This is a genomic window from Rhodococcus sp. DMU1 (genome assembly GCF_012272955.1).
In the GTDB taxonomy this organism is placed as follows: Bacteria; Actinomycetota; Actinomycetes; order Mycobacteriales; family Mycobacteriaceae; genus Rhodococcus; species Rhodococcus aetherivorans.
The window spans coordinates 4,733,074-4,747,582 of the sequence record NZ_CP050952.1 but is presented as its reverse complement, the minus strand read 5'-3'; the positions used below and the strand labels follow the sequence as shown (position 1 = coordinate 4,747,582).

The 14,509-nt window shown below is 63.1% G+C and carries 10 protein-coding genes and 2 pseudogenes; 8 read left to right on the top strand and 4 right to left on the bottom strand.

The window, feature by feature from the left end; translation table 11 throughout:
- The first annotated feature begins 30 nt into the window (after nt 1-30).
- The 4 genes from HFP48_RS21550 to HFP48_RS31670 are packed head-to-tail and all read left to right on the top strand — an operon-like array spanning nt 31 to nt 4,933.
- Nucleotides 31-1,239, top strand: coding sequence for a hypothetical protein (locus tag HFP48_RS21550; protein ID WP_168580005.1), 1,209 nt, complete (start codon nt 31-33; stop codon nt 1,237-1,239).
- A 59-nt stretch (nt 1,240-1,298) separates the two neighbouring features.
- Nucleotides 1,299-2,402, top strand: a complete 1,104-nt coding sequence (locus tag HFP48_RS21545) for a polysaccharide pyruvyl transferase family protein (protein ID WP_168580004.1) — start codon at nt 1,299-1,301, stop codon at nt 2,400-2,402.
- Nucleotides 2,386-3,918 carry a lipopolysaccharide biosynthesis protein gene (locus tag HFP48_RS21540; protein WP_168580003.1) on the top strand — a complete coding sequence of 511 codons (1,533 nt, stop codon included), beginning with the start codon at nt 2,386-2,388 and terminating at the stop codon, nt 3,916-3,918. The genes HFP48_RS21545 and HFP48_RS21540 overlap by 17 nt, the downstream gene beginning before the upstream one ends.
- Nucleotides 3,887-4,933 (top strand): nitroreductase family protein, encoded by a 1,047-nt coding sequence (locus HFP48_RS31670; RefSeq protein ID WP_246872447.1) that lies wholly within the window; start codon nt 3,887-3,889, stop codon nt 4,931-4,933. Before HFP48_RS21540 ends, HFP48_RS31670 begins: the two co-directional genes overlap by 32 nt.
- 129 nt (nt 4,934-5,062) lie before the next feature.
- On the opposite strand, the pseudogene HFP48_RS31665 reads toward HFP48_RS31670, so the two are convergent.
- Nucleotides 5,063-5,228 (bottom strand): annotated as a pseudogene (locus tag HFP48_RS31665) (UDP-glucose 6-dehydrogenase); the annotation flags it as partial.
- Between the two features lie 146 nt (nt 5,229-5,374).
- Here HFP48_RS31665 and HFP48_RS21530 point away from each other — a divergent pair.
- The 3 genes and pseudogenes from HFP48_RS21530 (at nt 5,375) to HFP48_RS21520 (ending at nt 8,757) form a co-directional block, all read left to right on the top strand.
- Entirely contained in the window at nt 5,375-6,553 is a 1,179-nt protein-coding gene (locus HFP48_RS21530) for an acyltransferase (protein ID WP_168580002.1), read from the top strand.
- A gap of 178 nt (nt 6,554-6,731) precedes the next feature.
- A complete protein-coding gene (locus HFP48_RS21525; RefSeq protein WP_246872446.1) occupies nt 6,732-7,550 on the top strand; it encodes an IS5 family transposase in 819 nt (272 codons plus the stop codon).
- Nucleotides 7,551-7,614: 64 nt separating this feature from the next.
- A pseudogene (locus HFP48_RS21520) lies at nt 7,615-8,757 on the top strand (IS701 family transposase).
- 399 nt (nt 8,758-9,156) lie between these two features.
- Here HFP48_RS21520 and istB read toward each other — a convergent pair.
- Nucleotides 9,157-9,927, bottom strand: coding sequence for an IS21-like element helper ATPase IstB (gene istB / locus HFP48_RS21515; RefSeq protein WP_102032129.1), 771 nt, complete (start codon nt 9,925-9,927; stop codon nt 9,157-9,159).
- Nucleotides 9,924-11,435, bottom strand: coding sequence for an IS21 family transposase (gene istA / locus HFP48_RS21510; RefSeq protein ID WP_168580001.1), 1,512 nt, complete (start codon nt 11,433-11,435; stop codon nt 9,924-9,926). The genes istB and istA overlap by 4 nt, the downstream gene beginning before the upstream one ends.
- A 408-nt stretch (nt 11,436-11,843) precedes the next feature.
- On the opposite strand from istA, the gene HFP48_RS21505 reads away from it, so the two are divergent.
- Entirely contained in the window at nt 11,844-12,197 is a 354-nt protein-coding gene (locus HFP48_RS21505; RefSeq protein ID WP_246872445.1) for a hypothetical protein, read from the top strand.
- A 485-nt stretch (nt 12,198-12,682) separates the two neighbouring features.
- Here HFP48_RS21505 and HFP48_RS21500 read toward each other — a convergent pair whose 3' ends face one another.
- Entirely contained in the window at nt 12,683-14,464 is a 1,782-nt protein-coding gene (locus HFP48_RS21500) for a DUF4012 domain-containing protein (protein WP_168580619.1), read from the bottom strand.
- Nucleotides 14,465-14,509 lie beyond the last annotated feature (45 nt).

Below are 14,509 nucleotides of genomic sequence, written 5' to 3'. Positions count from 1 at the left end.
ACGACTGGGCGCGTCGGACAATCACGCCCGATGCTATTCGTCGACTACGTCCAGTTGGCATTATTTGCCGCCTACGCATTCAGCTACGCCCTCTACATAGCAGAACTCCTTCCAGGAGCGGTGTACTATCTGTGTCTTGCTGCACTGGTCTTGTTTGCCACGCTTCGGGTCGTGGGACTGATGCTCAAGGCGCGGCCTGGATCGACACTCATCTTCGGATGGTCGGCGGCCGCGCTGGCATCCGCGTCCGGTGTCCTCGTCCTGTTGTCGATGATCAACGAAATCGTCGTACACGGAGATTTCACTTTCACTAGCTTCGGAGCCGTTGGCTACATCCTGGTACCGACCGTCATCGCAGTGTGCGTCGCCAACACCGTTTCGATGCGTCTGGCTGACGCGTATATGACCCTCTTGCTGGCGCGTTACGTGGCCTATTTCGTCGTTTCAGGTGAGTTCAGCGTGGCCGCCCTCAGTGCGATCAGTTGGTCGGCCTCTACGTCACCGTTCGAGTCGTCGTTCTCGCACGACATGTTGGTGTTGGCGATGTACTTCGTTGTCCGCCAGAAGGCGGTGCGGAGCGGAGTGTCGACCTTCTTTACGATGATTGCCTTGAAGCGTGCAGCCTTCATCTCTGCCCCACTGTTTTTGGTGTTCCGTCGTTGGATCCGGAAAGATGCACCGCCGAGGCGGCGTGCTCTTGTTGCGCTCCTCGTAGCCGGAGCAGCCAGTCCGTTCGTCGTGCAGGCGGCGTACTCCGCAGAATTCTCACGCTCGTTCTACAACTACTTCGGTATCGCTTTCGATGATTTCACCAGCGGCCGGGTCTCCATTTACAGACTCGCAGTGCACTGCGCCGATTCGTCCCAGGCGTTCGGATCTCTCAACGAGTGTCTCGCCGATACTGCTCTGCGGGTGAGCGGAACATCCTGGAACAGTCTTCTTCATAACGACACTCTACGTGTGTACATGGAGGTGGGGATTCTCGGCGTCGCGGTCTATCTCGGTGCTCTCGTGTTTGTCGGCAGGACAAGTCGTCCCGCGTTCATTCTCATGACGTACACGTTCTTCGTGCTGATCACTTCGAGGTTGATCACGCATACGAGCTACTGGATCGTGCTGTTCATCGCGATCGCGCTGCTCGATCTGCACTACTCCACCAGGCGTTCACTGGTCCCGGACGAGATCTGTCCTGCCATTGACGCCGTTGAGAGCCAAAGAACTGACAGGGGTACGGAGTGAATTGCGCTACCGGGAGAATTGGCATTCTCACACTCACTCAGTCGGAGAACTACGGGACGGTGTTGCAGGCGTACGCGACCTACCAACTGTTCGCCACTGCAGACGCAAGGGGGAGTTATTCCCTCGTCCCGACGGACGTCGGACACGTTAGAAGGCGGCGCCTCGCTTCGGTACTCAACCCCAAGAATCCGAGTTTCGGTCTCACCAGAGCGCGGAACTTCGCGTCCATGCGTCAATTCGTGAGTCCGTATACGCACAAGCCGGTTGGGAAGCGGTGGATAGACGTCAGCGACCGTAACGGGACGCTCGACTACCTCGACTCCCAGTTCGACGGATTCGTGACAGGATCCGACGAGGTCTGGAATCTGGCATTTGTCGGTGACAAGAGCATCTATTACGCTCCCGAATCTCTCGGTCGGGTTCGAGCAAGTTTTGCGACATCAGCCAACAGGCTCGACATCTCGGGGCTTTCGACGGGGAGCCGAGAGATCCTCCGGCGTTCACTCGCGTCGTACACTTACATATCCGTGCGTGACGCAAATACGTACTCCTTCGTCCAGGAACTGCTGGGTGAGTCCGTAGGGATCGACGAGATCGTAGATCCGACGCTCATCCACGGGCTACCGGAGTTCGTTGTTCCCTACTCCGCGGCTTCTCGAAACGGTCGGAAGAAGATCTTGCTGATGGTGCGCGACCGAACGGTAGGTGAAGGCCTGGTTTCGAGTCTTAGCGGCTCGGTGGATATCGACACGGTGTTCATTCGGTATCCCGGTGCCCGGTTCCTTCAATTGGACCCCGTCCAGTTCGCGGGTGCCTTCGGCCAGTACGACTGCGTGGTCACCGACTTCTTCCACGGAACCTGTATGAGCACACTGAGCCAGGTCCCATTTATCAGTTTCGACAGCGAGTGCCTCTACTCGAAGTACGAGAGCAAGATCAAGAATCTGCTCGTCAAGCTCGGACTACAGGATCGCTACGTGAATCTGACCGAGGCGGGCGCTGCCGGCGATCACCGTGTACTGCTCGCCGCAGTCGAGAAGATGATCGCCGAACCGCCGGCCTGGACTGCGCAATCGGCTATGGACCGCGAACGGGACCACGGTCTTGCCGTCTTGGCCCGGATCAAGGAAGCAGTCGGAGAAGGTCTTGCCGACGTCCGATAAGACCAGGGGAGTCGCTCGACGCTCCCTGATCTACGCCGTAGCTTCCATTCTGCAGAAGCTCTCGTCGCTGATCCTTCTGCCGGTCTACACGCGACTCCTCACCCCTGAGGAGTACGGATACTTCAATCTCATCGTCACCCTCCTAGTACTTGGGGGAGCGATCGCGTCGCTGGGTATGGAATACGCAGTGGTGCGATTCTGCCACCCGTCTTTCGAGGCTGAGGACGGTGTGGACGGCTCGGGTGAGGCGCTCCACCGAAGCCAAGCCAAGTTCTATACGGCCGCCTACACGACGGTGCTGTCCGCCGCGGTGGCCCTCACCGTGGTACTGACACTATCCGGACCTTTGTACTCGCCCTTGGTGTTTCCCGAATTCGATTTTTACCCGGTCATATTGGTTGCGTTACCGTCGTTGCTCTTCCAGCCGCTGACCACTGTGTATCTTGCGCTGCTCCAAGCGCGATCGATGGCGAGGTCCTTCGGTCTCTATTCGCTGGCGCTGTTCGTTTCCAATGGTGCGCTAACCGTACTATTCCTCGGGCCACTGAAACTCGGACTTCTGGGTGTGGCGCTGGCGTTGGTGGTAGCCAATGGGTCCTTTGCGCTTATCGGAACAGTCCGAGCAATTAAGATGGGCATGCTGTGGGTTCGCTTCGATCAGGAGGATGCTCGTCGTCTGCTCGCATACGCGCTGCCCATGCTTCCTCACACACTCACCCTGCAGGCGACTTCACTGGCCACGAGAGTCATCATCTCGCACCTGATCAGTGTCGCGGCCGCCGGCTTGTTCAACATCGCGATGTACGCGGTGAACTTCATCGACGCGATTCAGACGGCGTTCCACCGAGCATTTCTATCGTGGTACTTCACGCAAGTGGATGGGAAACCTTCCGGCTGGCAGAGCCGTGTACGCGATGTGATTGCCACGTTCGTGGGGGCCTCCGTCGTCATCTCGTCCTCGGTAGCACTCTTCGCATCCGAGCTCCTGACGTTGATGACACCGGAGAGTTTTCACGCCGCGGCCAGTATCGTCCCACTTCTTTCACTTAGCATGATGGTGAAGTCGATCTACTATCCGTCGTTGTCCGCCCTGCTTTACCACGAAAAGGGCACACGTGTGGTCTTGATTATCTCGGGCACCTCGAGCGTCACCTCGATCCCTTTGGCTGTACTGGGTGCAGCCCAGTTCGGCCTGATGGGTGTGGCCGCGGCTCAACTGGTGCAGCGCATCATGATGAGCGCAATAGCAGTCTCGTCGTCCAGACGACTGGACACCCCGGGAATCCCCTGGTCCCGCGTAGCGAGGCTGCAGTCCGGTGGCCTCGTTGCGGTGTGCTTCGTGATGGTGGGCGACCATGAGTCTTGGTGGGGACTGGAATTCTGGCCGGTTCTGTTCGTCAAAGTGTTCGTTTGGATAGTCCTTGTCGCTTACCTACTCGTTTGCGACCCCAATCTCGTCAAGGTAGCAAGGAGCGTGATTCGTCGTGAGTCTCAAGAAAAGGCTGAAGTCCGTTGACTCGCTCCGGCAGTTCGTGAAGCGGATCAAGATCCATCGGGAGTACTTCTACGATGCCCGGTTCATGTCCAGTCACCTCTTGGACGGTGGGCGTGCATCGAGTCATGAACAGTACCGGATAATGCTACGAGTTCATTCCCTGGAGAAGGGAATGGCATACCGCACCCCCAGGTCTTTCGGTGCCGCTAAAGCGATCGCGCTTGCCCACATGCTCGACAACGCCAGCGCGGAGACTCGGACATCGACCGCGTACCGGATGGGGGAATCCGTTCTGCGGGCATGGCTCGATTTTCACTCCGATCGCGATGACAGAAATCAGGACGCGTACGAGACGGTTGACCGGTTCCTGGACAGCGCCAGCGACCCGGACGTGGAACGGTGCGAAGCCGGTGTGAAGACCATTTCGGAGCGAGACCCGGAGGCTTGGAGGGAGATTCCGTTCGACGAGTTCGTTGCTTCACGCCACTCGACGCGGCGCTACACAAGCAGCAACGTTTCGGATGAGGTCCTTGACGAGGCTGTACATCTGGCAATGTTGTCTCCCTCAGCATGCAATCGCCAGATGGTCCGATTGCATGTGATCGACGACCATCAAGGCAAGCGGTTGCTCTACGACACTCTGCACGGTACGGGTGGCGTCGACTACGACAATTGCCGAATCGGGTTGATCACCTACGATTCTCGTAGTCTGGAGTTCTACGGAGAGAGAAACCAGGGGTATCTCAACGCCGGGTTGTTCGCGATGACGTTGGTGTACGCGCTTCATTGGAAGGGGGTGGGGTCGTGCCTGCTGCAGTTCGGCAACACGGCTTCAGAGGAACGAGCCCTGATCCGAGACCTGGGCATTCCAGATTACGAACGAGCTGCCGTGGGAATCTCCCTCGGCTACCTCGAACCTAGCGACGTCGTCCCCGCTAGCGTTCGGCGGAATGTCACCGAAGTGTTGAGACGCGACGCATCGGACCGTGTCGCGGATATTGGTGCGCCGGACGAGGTCATCGCGGCCCGCGCGTAGGCCGACTGACAGGCGCATCGAGCATGTCAGTGAACGGTCTTCCCGTTCTACGACATGCTTGGGCGGAAGAAGAGGAATCGGGTCATCGACGGCTCGACGAACGGATTTGGAGGTCTGCAAACGCAGCGCGGCTGGTTCTTCGAACGATTTGGTGAACGCGAGCCGTCCGGCCTCCAGGCCGGCTGAAGGACTTCGAGCTGTCCGGGCTCGAGGAGCGGAACCTCGCGGGATTCGAGTTTGCGATCTTGTCCGCATCGATATCGATGCCGATCACCTTGTGCCCGAGTTCGGCCATGCAGACCGTGCGTGTGGCTCCGAGGTAGCCGGTTCGGAAACAGCACAACGCATGGGAAATTCATACATCCTGGATGACCATGCCGCATACCTGGCCATAGCCGAAGGAGAACGTCACGTGTACATCTCTAGCTACCCGATTCTGTCATGAGCGACACGGGCGCGGTGCCTCATGATCCAGCCACGCTTCGAGCAGGGAAGGTGAGAACGCCAGTACCGGCCGAGACCGCAGGTAATAGGTACGAACACATCGACGGGATGCGAGCATTCGCTGTTCTCCTCGTCATCGTGGGGCACGCCGGACTCGGCCACATTGTCCCTGGGGGCGCTGGTGTCACAGTGTTCTTCACGATTTCCGGTTTCATCATCACCACTCTTCTGCTGAAGGAGTGGCAGAGGACAGGACGTTTCGACATCAAGGCGTTCTACGTTCGTCGAGCGGTGAAGTTGGTTCCTCCGCTCCTCCTTGCCGTTGCTGTTCCCACACTGATCTTCGCGGCGTTCGGCGGAACGATCAATTGGAACGCTTTCGCGGGTCAATTGCTCTTTTACTTCAACTTGCTGGATGCCGACAAGGCAGGGGTACTTCCAGGCTCCGGAGTCGTGTGGAGTCTTTCGATCGAGGAACAGTTCTATATTGTCTTTGCGATCTTTTGGTTGTGGATGGTGAAGAGCCCCCGGGCAATTCCATGGTTGACTGCTTCGGCGATCGGAGTCGTCGGAGCCAGTACGGCGGCTCGGCTTCTTCTCGCAGATCCGGGAAGCCAACAGATCGCTGATCGCATCTACTATGGCTCCGATACGCGTGCCGACAGTCTTGCCTGGGGCATCTTGGTCGCCATTCTTCTGTTCGGTTGGCAATGCGGTGGGGGAAAGCCAGGCCGTCTGCGGAGATCAAGCGGCCGTGGAGCTGCACTCGCTGCAGCGGTCATGGTTTTCCTGGTGAGTTTGGCGATTCGGGACGACTGGTATCGGCAAACGATTCGGTACTCGCTCCAAAGCATCGCGACCTGCGTAGTGCTCCTCTACGGGTTCACGGCTGCCGACGGAAGAGTGCGGGACCTGTTTACTGCTTTCTGCCGAAATCGGGTCGTCAAGATGATCGGTCTCGCAAGCTACAGCATCTATTTGGTTCACCTCAGTCTGATCATGTGGGCCCAGAGTTATACCGATCATCGTCCATTGGTCCTACGATTATTGATTCATTCAGCGCTTGGCATTGGCGTAGGAGTATTGATGTACCGATGGATCGAAATCCCTGCCCGGAGAGCTTACGAGGCGGTCCGGGATCGTCGGGCTGAAAGGGAGGTTCAGCAGCGCGCGTGAAAGTGGTCTTGTATCGTCAAGAAATCGCCGGTTTTAGGTTGTAACGGCACTCTTGTCAAGTGCGATTTCCGGGCTTGAACGCCTCTTCGTGCCGACCGATGCGGCCACGCCGGGGAGGTATTGAGCGGTTGCCCCTGATTAAGAGCGTGTATCTTATGGATCGGATCGTCTGTGCGGCATGATACATGTCGTGGTCGATGCGTTGTCTACACGGCTGGTGCCGGATGCATTGTGGGAGATCGGTGAACCGCTGCTGCCCGGGTTCCGGGCGCGGCCGCAGGGCGGCGGTCGGGTGGCGCTCGACGATCGGGCGGTGTTCACCGCGATCGTCTACGTGCTCACCAGCGGCTGCGCCTGGCGGCACCTGCCGCCATCGTCCGGGGTCAGCGTCCCGACCGCGCACCGCCGCTTCGCCGCGTGGGTCAAGGCCGGGGTGTTCGACGAGCTGCACCGCCAGGTCCTCGACCGACTCGGCGCCGGCGGGGACCTGGACTGGTCCGCGGCGATCCTGGATGCAGCGCACGTCCGGGCGAAGGGGGGATCTCTGACCGGTCCCAGTCCGGTCGAGCGAGGCAAGAACGGCTCGAAGATCCACATCCTCGCCGATGCCGACGGCATCCCGCTGGTGACCGCGGTGACCTCCGCAAACACTCACGACAGCGTCATGCTCCAACCGCTGGTGACTGCGATCCCGGCGGTGCGGTCGCGTCGCGGGCCGCGTCGTCGCCGACCCGGCCGGTTGCAGGCGGACAAGGGCTACGACTACCCCGTGCACCGCCGGTGGCTGCGCGCCCGACGTATCGTCCCACGCATCGCTCGCCGGGGCGTCGACACCGGCGAGCGCCTCGGCCGATACCGGTGGAAGATCGAACGCACCCTGGCGTGGCTGACCGGATACCGGCGCCTGACGATCCGCTACGAACGCCACGGTGAGCACTTCGCCGGATTTCTCCAACTCGCCGCCGCGCTGACGTGCTGGAAGAAGCTCGCCAAATGAGACATCCTCTAAATACTGCAACGACAGTTTGTGACCAAGGTTGTACCTATGGTAATTGATCTTGGTGCAGTCGGAGGTGTTGGAATGGTCAGCGGGGTTCACGGCGTTCTGCAGTCGGTTCGCACACCGGTTCTCGCGGGTGGAGTCACGACGGCGGATGGTGGCCTATGTCCGTGGATTGCTCGCGGAGGTCGACCGTAAGAACGGCTGGACGCTGGCCGAGGCCGCCGGGGACACCGGCCCGGAAGGCATGCAGCGGCTGCTGAACTTCTATGCCTGGGACTGCGATGGGCTGCGCGATGACGTGCGGCAGGTGGTAGTCGAGACGATCGGCGACGAGAAGACCGGGGTGCTGATCGTCGACGAGACCGGTTTTCTGAAGAAGGGCAGCAAATCCGCCGGCGTGGCCCGGCAGTATTCCGGCACCGCCGGGCGGATCGAGAACAGTCAGGTCGGAGTGTTCCTCGCCTACGCCTGAAGATCGTGGTCGGGCGTTGATCGACCGGGAATTGTATCTACCCAAGTCCTGGACCGAGGACCGCGATCGCTGCCGCGATGCCGGCATCGACGACAGTAAAGAGTTTGCGACCAAACCCGAACTGGCCCAATCGATGATCGAACGAGCGGTCGACGGCGGTATCCCGTTCGGGTGGGTCACCGCCGACGAGGCCTACGGGCAGGTCGGCCGCGTGCGGATGTGGCTCGAATCCCGCGGCGTTGCGCACGTGCTGGCCGTGCCCAAGTCGCAGATGGTGATCTCGATGCAGCTACGTCAGCGCCGGGCGCACGCGGTGATCGCAGAGCTCGAGGCGTCGGCGTGGCAACGACTGTCCTGCGGCGACGGTGCCCACGGACCGCGGGTGTACGACTGGGCCGCGGCCCCGATCCGGCCGCTGCGCGAGCCCGGCCGGGGCCATTGGTTGCTGGCCCGCCGCTCGATCACCGACCCGGAGCAGATCGCCTACTACATCTGCTACGGCCCTGCCGACACCGGACTCGACGAGCTCGTCCGCGTGGCCGGCAGTCGCTGGGCGATCGAGGAGTGTTTCCAGACCGCGAAGAACGAGACCGGGCTCGACCATTATCAGGTCCGGGGCTACACCGCCTGGTACCGGCACATCACCTTGTCGATGGCTGCCGCCGCGTTCTTGACGATTCTGCGCCGAGACGCTCAAAAGGGGATCTTCGGCCGGTCCCGGTAAGTTGATTCCTCTGACAGTCAATGAGATTCGACGACTGTTCAATCGTGCCGCGTGTCCCGTCAGACACGCTCTCGTCCACGTCTGGCACTGGTCGAACTGGCGCCGCGTCAGTCAGGCCAGAGCTCGCGTCAGTCACCACAAACGTCGGAATCACAAACTGTCGTTGCAGTACTAATTGGTGCTCGCCGCCGACCTCTGGATCGGCGCCGACCACTATGCAGCAGTAACGGGACCTTCAGTATGACGGTGTCGACGCAGATCCGCAGGTCGGCGGCGAGCACCACTGTCAATGGACATCTGGATCTGACTGCGGGCGGACATGAGGGCTGACCGTGGGCGGACATGTGGGGCTGACCGGTGGCGGACACGAATCTGCCCGCGGGGTGTCCGCCACCGGGTGGTGGTCAGGTCAGAGCTTTGACTCCTTTCCCGTTGAGGGCTTGGGCCAGGCGCACGGAGTCGCCGCTGGTCTGGCAGAGGTGGGCGTGGTGCAGCAGCCGGTCGACGGTGGCGGTGGCCAGGGTCTTGGGCATCAGCTCGTCGAAGCCGCTGGGGTGCAGGTTCGACGAGACCGCCACGGATTTGCGTTCGTAGGCGGCTTCGACGATGCGGTAGAGCCCTTCGGCGGCATCGGCCCCGACCGGGAGCAAGCCGACGTCGTCGATGACGACGAGTTCGGCGCGGACGATCTTGGCGATCGCTTTGCCGAGGGAGTCGTCGGCGCGGTGGGAGCGCACGAGCACCCCGATCTGTTCGAGGGTGAACCAGGCCACCGGCATGCCGGCCTCGATGACGCGTTGGCCGAGGGCTTCGAGGAAGAACGTCTTGCCGGTGCCCGAGGGGCCGCAGACGACGAGGTTCTCGCGCCGGTGCACCCATTCGAGGGTCTTGAGGGCGTGTTGGGTCGGCAACGGGATCGACGAGGCGGTCTCGTCCCAGACGTCGAAGGTCTTGCCGGTGGGAAATCCGGCGGCCTTGCGGCGGGAGGCGAGCATCGACCGGGCCCGCCCGGCCGCCTCCTCCGCCAACAGTGCTTTGATCACCTCGGTGGGGTCCCACCGCTGCGAGCGGGCGGTGGCCAGCACGTCGGCGGCGATCGCACGGGCATGCGGCAGCCGCAGCTGCCGCATCAGGGCCTCGACGTCGGCGGACAGCGGTGCCGTCGTGGGGTTCATGCGCCCACCTCCTCGTCGGGTCCGGTGGCGCCCAGCAGGGTCCATCCCCGGGTTCCCTGGGCGAGGGAGGTGTCCTCGCGGGCTCGGTGGCGGGTCGGATCCAGGCCCTTGGCGCGCAGGATCGAGTCGAGGTCGCCGGTGGCGAAGCGGCCGTGCACCGCGGCGTGCCCGAGTGCCCAGTCGACGTCGGCGCGGTCGACGAGGGTGGACAGTGCGACCGCATGGGCCATCTTCTGCCCCATGCGTTCGGTGCCGACGGCGGCGGCTTCCTTGAGCCAGCAGGCCGCGCCCTCGCCGATGGCGAGGAAGGCGTGTTCGGCGGCGGTGCGGGCACGGACCCGGTAGTCGCCGGGGACCGTGGCGCGGTGGTCGGGGAAGTGTCGGTCGTCGATCGCGGGGCTGCCGACGGTGGTGCGCCGGTGCCGGGCGACTTCGACCGGGCCGCCGTCGTCGAGGGCGCAGACGACGATCTCGTCGGTGCCTGCGTGGTGGCGCACCCACACGCTGTGCCCCAACAGTGTTGCCGGAACGGAGTATTGGCCGTGTTCGAAGGTGATCATCGGGGTGGTGTCGGGGACACGACGGGTGACCCCGAGCGCGGCGGTGTGCGGCAGGTCCGGTATCGCGTGCAGCCGGGGGCGTTCCTCGGTGAGCATCTCGGCCGGGACGCGGCCGGTGGCGCGGTGGGTGCGGGTGTTGACCTGGTCCATGAACTCCGCGGCGGCCGCCTCGACCGCGGCGACGCTGTCGTAGCGGGACAGCAGGTTCGTCTCGGTGGGCACGATGTCGGCCTTGGCGAGTTTGACGGCGTTCTCCACCCCGCCCTTCGAGGCGGGATCGGCCGGAGCGCAGGTCAGCACCGAGATGCCGTAGTAGCGTCCGAACGTCACCGCCTGCCGGTTCCGGACCGGGACCCCGGCGATGTGACCGGTGGTGACGGTCTTCTCGTTGTCGGTGAGCAGGTAGGTCGGGGCGCCGCCGAGGATGCGGAAGACCCGGTCGAGGCCGGCGAACACGCTGGCCGCGGTCCGGTCCCGCAGCACGAGCACCACCCGGTACCGGCACCACGCCAGCCACGCGACGAGCAGGACCAGTTTGCGGCCGTCCACGACCGGACCGTCCCCGAAGTCGTACTGCAGCCACAACCCCGGTTCGGTCACCCACGGGCGGTGCACTCGCGTATTACCCAGTCGCCATTGGGTTTTGATCTCCGACAGTGCCCGCCGGGTGGTACGGTCGGTGCCGGTGTAGCCGAGTGCCTGCAACCGCCGGTGCGCGACGTCGCCGCGGATCTTGCCGCGGGACTCGGCCACCCACCCCTCGAGCACGTCGTGCCAGTCGTCGATCAACCGGGCGCGCCGCACCGCCGGCGGCAGCCCCGCCGCCCGGCCCTCGACGGCCTTCTTGACGGTGTTGTGCGAGCAGCCGCACAACTGCGCGGCGGCACGGTACGAGCCGGTCAGATCGTAGGCATTGAGTATGTCCATCAGTTCTCCGTCAGACTTCACAGTGGTCCCTCCCGGGGCGTTCGATTCGACTAGGCATCGCAATCGAAACCACGGGAGGGGCCGCCCCGGCGCGGACGCGCCGGGGCGAATGGGATGGTCTGGGCAGATTCGTGACCGTCGATGGTCACTTTCGTGTCCGCACACAGTCGGCTCTTATTGGCCGTCAGCGGTCATCTTCCTGTCCGCGTACGGTCAGGTTCTCATGTCCGTCGACACACCACGATCAGCGGCCGCAGAACCTGCCGCTGCGGGGGTGGATCCGTCGTTTGAGTTCGGCACGGTCGGCCAGGCTCACCTCGATCGAGACCGCCACCAGCGCCTCCACGCCGGTACCACCAGGTCACTCATGCCTCAACTCTGCCGGATCCGGTCCGCCTGCCGTCACGGCGACCCGGTCACGGGGACGTCGTGCCGAACTCGCCATCGGAATCGACGAAGAACTCGCTGCGCCTGCGGTTGCTCGACCATGCATGGGGCCGCTGGTCACCGCTGCGTGGCATCGATGCCCGATTCCGAGGCGCGTTCGCTCACTTCGATGGCACGCTCGCCGACGACACGGTGCTGCCGCTGACGCTGCGCAATCTGGGCTCTGCCCATAGCTGGGGTTTCGCGATCTATCTGGCCTGCAATGGAAAGGACCAGGACTCGGTCCTGTCCACCGGGCGGCCGAGCGGTAGTCCCGACAGGGCTTTCGACTGCGCTTGTGGGCTCTACCCCGCCGATCCCATCGCCTGGCACAACCCCCGACGAACGTCTGACTAGGACCACCAAGGAGGTAGGTTCGGGCGGTGGCATTCGTGTGAAGGAGTGCGCACTGCATCCGGCCCGAGTTGCACCTGTATACGTCAGTGCAGGCGGCTGGGCGCGAAGATCTTCCTCGCGGCCGTTAGGGTTGAAGCTCATCGCATCGTACGCAGCGTGAGATCAGGGGTGCACGATCGTCAGTCCGGAAATCTTTCATGCTCTGGTTTTCATGTGCTCGCTCTTCGCGGCGTCTGCATGGTGCCTGGCTCGCCCGAACGCACTATCGAGCACGGCTGTCGCGGTGGCGTCGTTTCTGTGGCTCGCGCTGAGTGGCCCCCTCGAGGGCCGGGTGCTGTACGTGTTCAATCCTGGCCACGGTCTCACGGAATCCGACCTTCTGTCCTTTGTCGGATTCGGTATCGCAGCATGGGGTTTCTGGGCGTCCTTCCGTCGCTATAAGCGAGGCGGGCCGGGTCGGTGGCTGTAGAGCCGCCCAGTTAGCCCTATCCGCAGACAGGCACCTCCACGCTGAATTCCGGCTCGTCGACGAGTGGCTGGACCGGGATACGTGCCTCGCCCTCGACGACAGGTTCCGTCAGCTCGAAGACGATCTCGGCCGTCTCGCCGCGCGGAACCGGAAGCTGCACGCTGTAGACGGGGTGCCCCAGTTCCTTACCGGTGAAGCTCATGGCCGCTGTCCCGTTCACCGTCACCTTGTCGAGCCTCGCCCCCTGGGTGGCGACCAGTGACAGATCGGTCAGGTTGGCGCCGAACGGCGCGCCGATCGGGTTGTCGAACATTCCGGCTACGTAGTTGGTGAAGTCACCGGCCGGTAGGTCGTTGCTCAGACGCACCGTGACCGTGGAGCTCCGGGTATCGCCGTCGCAAGAGCCGGCGGTGTACTCGATCTCGCGTCGCAGGTAGTAGTCCAGCTTGTTGCCGCCGAGATTGTTAACGACCACGCCCGCGTACGGGGCGGAGTCCTCGGGAACCGTGTGGCCGAGCGGTGTTCCCGCAAGAACCGCCTGCTCGTCCGGGTTGGCGCTCCACACGGCGAGCCGCCCTTCGCTCGCCGCGCGGCCGAGGGCTTCCAGCAGGGCCTGGGGGCGGCTGATGCTGCCCGTCATCTTCTGGACGACCGCCGATGCCACCCGTTCCAGGTATTGCTTGCGGGCCGCCTGGTTGTCGCCGAACCGCGAGTACGCCGTGGATTCGGTGAGCTCGACGACGTTGTCGGCGGTGATCTTCTCGCCGTCCGGCATCGTGACCGGGCCGACCACCTCTAGTACGTAGCTGAGCGCCACCGGATCGGTCGCCACCGCGCCGTCGACCCGCTCGCCCGACTCCTGCTGCCACAGGGACTGCCAGATCTGCGCCGCGTACGGGAAATGCGAGCTGACATTGCTGTTGCGGAAGTCGACTGTCGGCCGGCTGTGCCCGTAGGTGCGGGCGAAGTCCGGTCCCAGGTCGATGGGCTGGTAGTTCGTCCGCAGTTCCCGGTTGCTCGCCAGGTCGTCCACCCGCACCGCACCGTCGGCGGCGCGCACGATGCCGAACCCGCCGAGCAGGCCGCCCGTGCCGCGAGCCTCGGCATTGGTCTGGAAGCCGATGAAGTAGCTGCGCGGCCCGTCGGCGCCCAGCATGGCCGGCGCGATCTCGGCCGCGAGAGAGGTGTTGTGTAGTAAACCGGACAATTCGCCTGTCTGATCCTGCAATTGGACGCGCGCGTCGTCGATCAGGCCCAGGTAGGTGGCGTCGATGTTCTGCGCCCGGGCATCGAGTTCGGCGGCCGCGGCTGCCGTGGTCTCGAGGACGGGTGCGGCGTCGCGCAGGGCAGCGAGGTTGATGCGGGCGCCGTCGAGGATCAGCTGATCGGGGGAGACGGCCGAGCCGGCGTCCACGGCGGGCACCAGAACGTCGGATGTGAGGCCTGTCACAACGTCGCTCATCTGCTGGCTCGAGGCGAAGGGGCTGCCGAGCCAGGGGATGGCCGCGGCGATGCTCCACGGCAGCGAGTGGGTGGAGTCCTGGGCCTGCTTCGCGTACTTGTCGGCGTCGCCGGCGGTGCGCAGGGCCGTCTCGGTATCACCCGCCAGTAGAGCCTCTTTCGAACTGGTGGCATACTCCCGTGCCTGTTCGAGGCTCGACTTCGCCTGCAGCCCTTCGTAAGCCAGCCAGGTGCCGAGTCCGACGACGACGACTGCTCCTGCGGTGCAACCGATCGCGACGGTCCGGCGCTTGTGGCGCTCGGCGGCGATTTGCTCGTCGGTCTTGCGTCGGCGCACCTTGCGCCGCCGTGGTTCCGGCGAAAGTGACTCGTCGGTAACATC

Excerpts from the sequence above, each read along its gene's own strand:
- HFP48_RS21550 (WP_168580005.1), top strand. The coding sequence starts at position 31 with ATGCTATTCGTCGACTACGTCCAGTTGGCATTATTTGCCGCCTACGCA.
- istB (WP_102032129.1), bottom strand. The coding sequence starts at position 9,927 with ATGAACCCCACGACGGCACCGCTGTCCGCCGACGTCGAGGCCCTGATG.
- HFP48_RS21525 (WP_246872446.1), top strand. The coding sequence starts at position 6,732 with ATGATACATGTCGTGGTCGATGCGTTGTCTACACGGCTGGTGCCGGAT.
- HFP48_RS21530 (WP_168580002.1), top strand. The coding sequence starts at position 5,375 with ATGAGCGACACGGGCGCGGTGCCTCATGATCCAGCCACGCTTCGAGCA.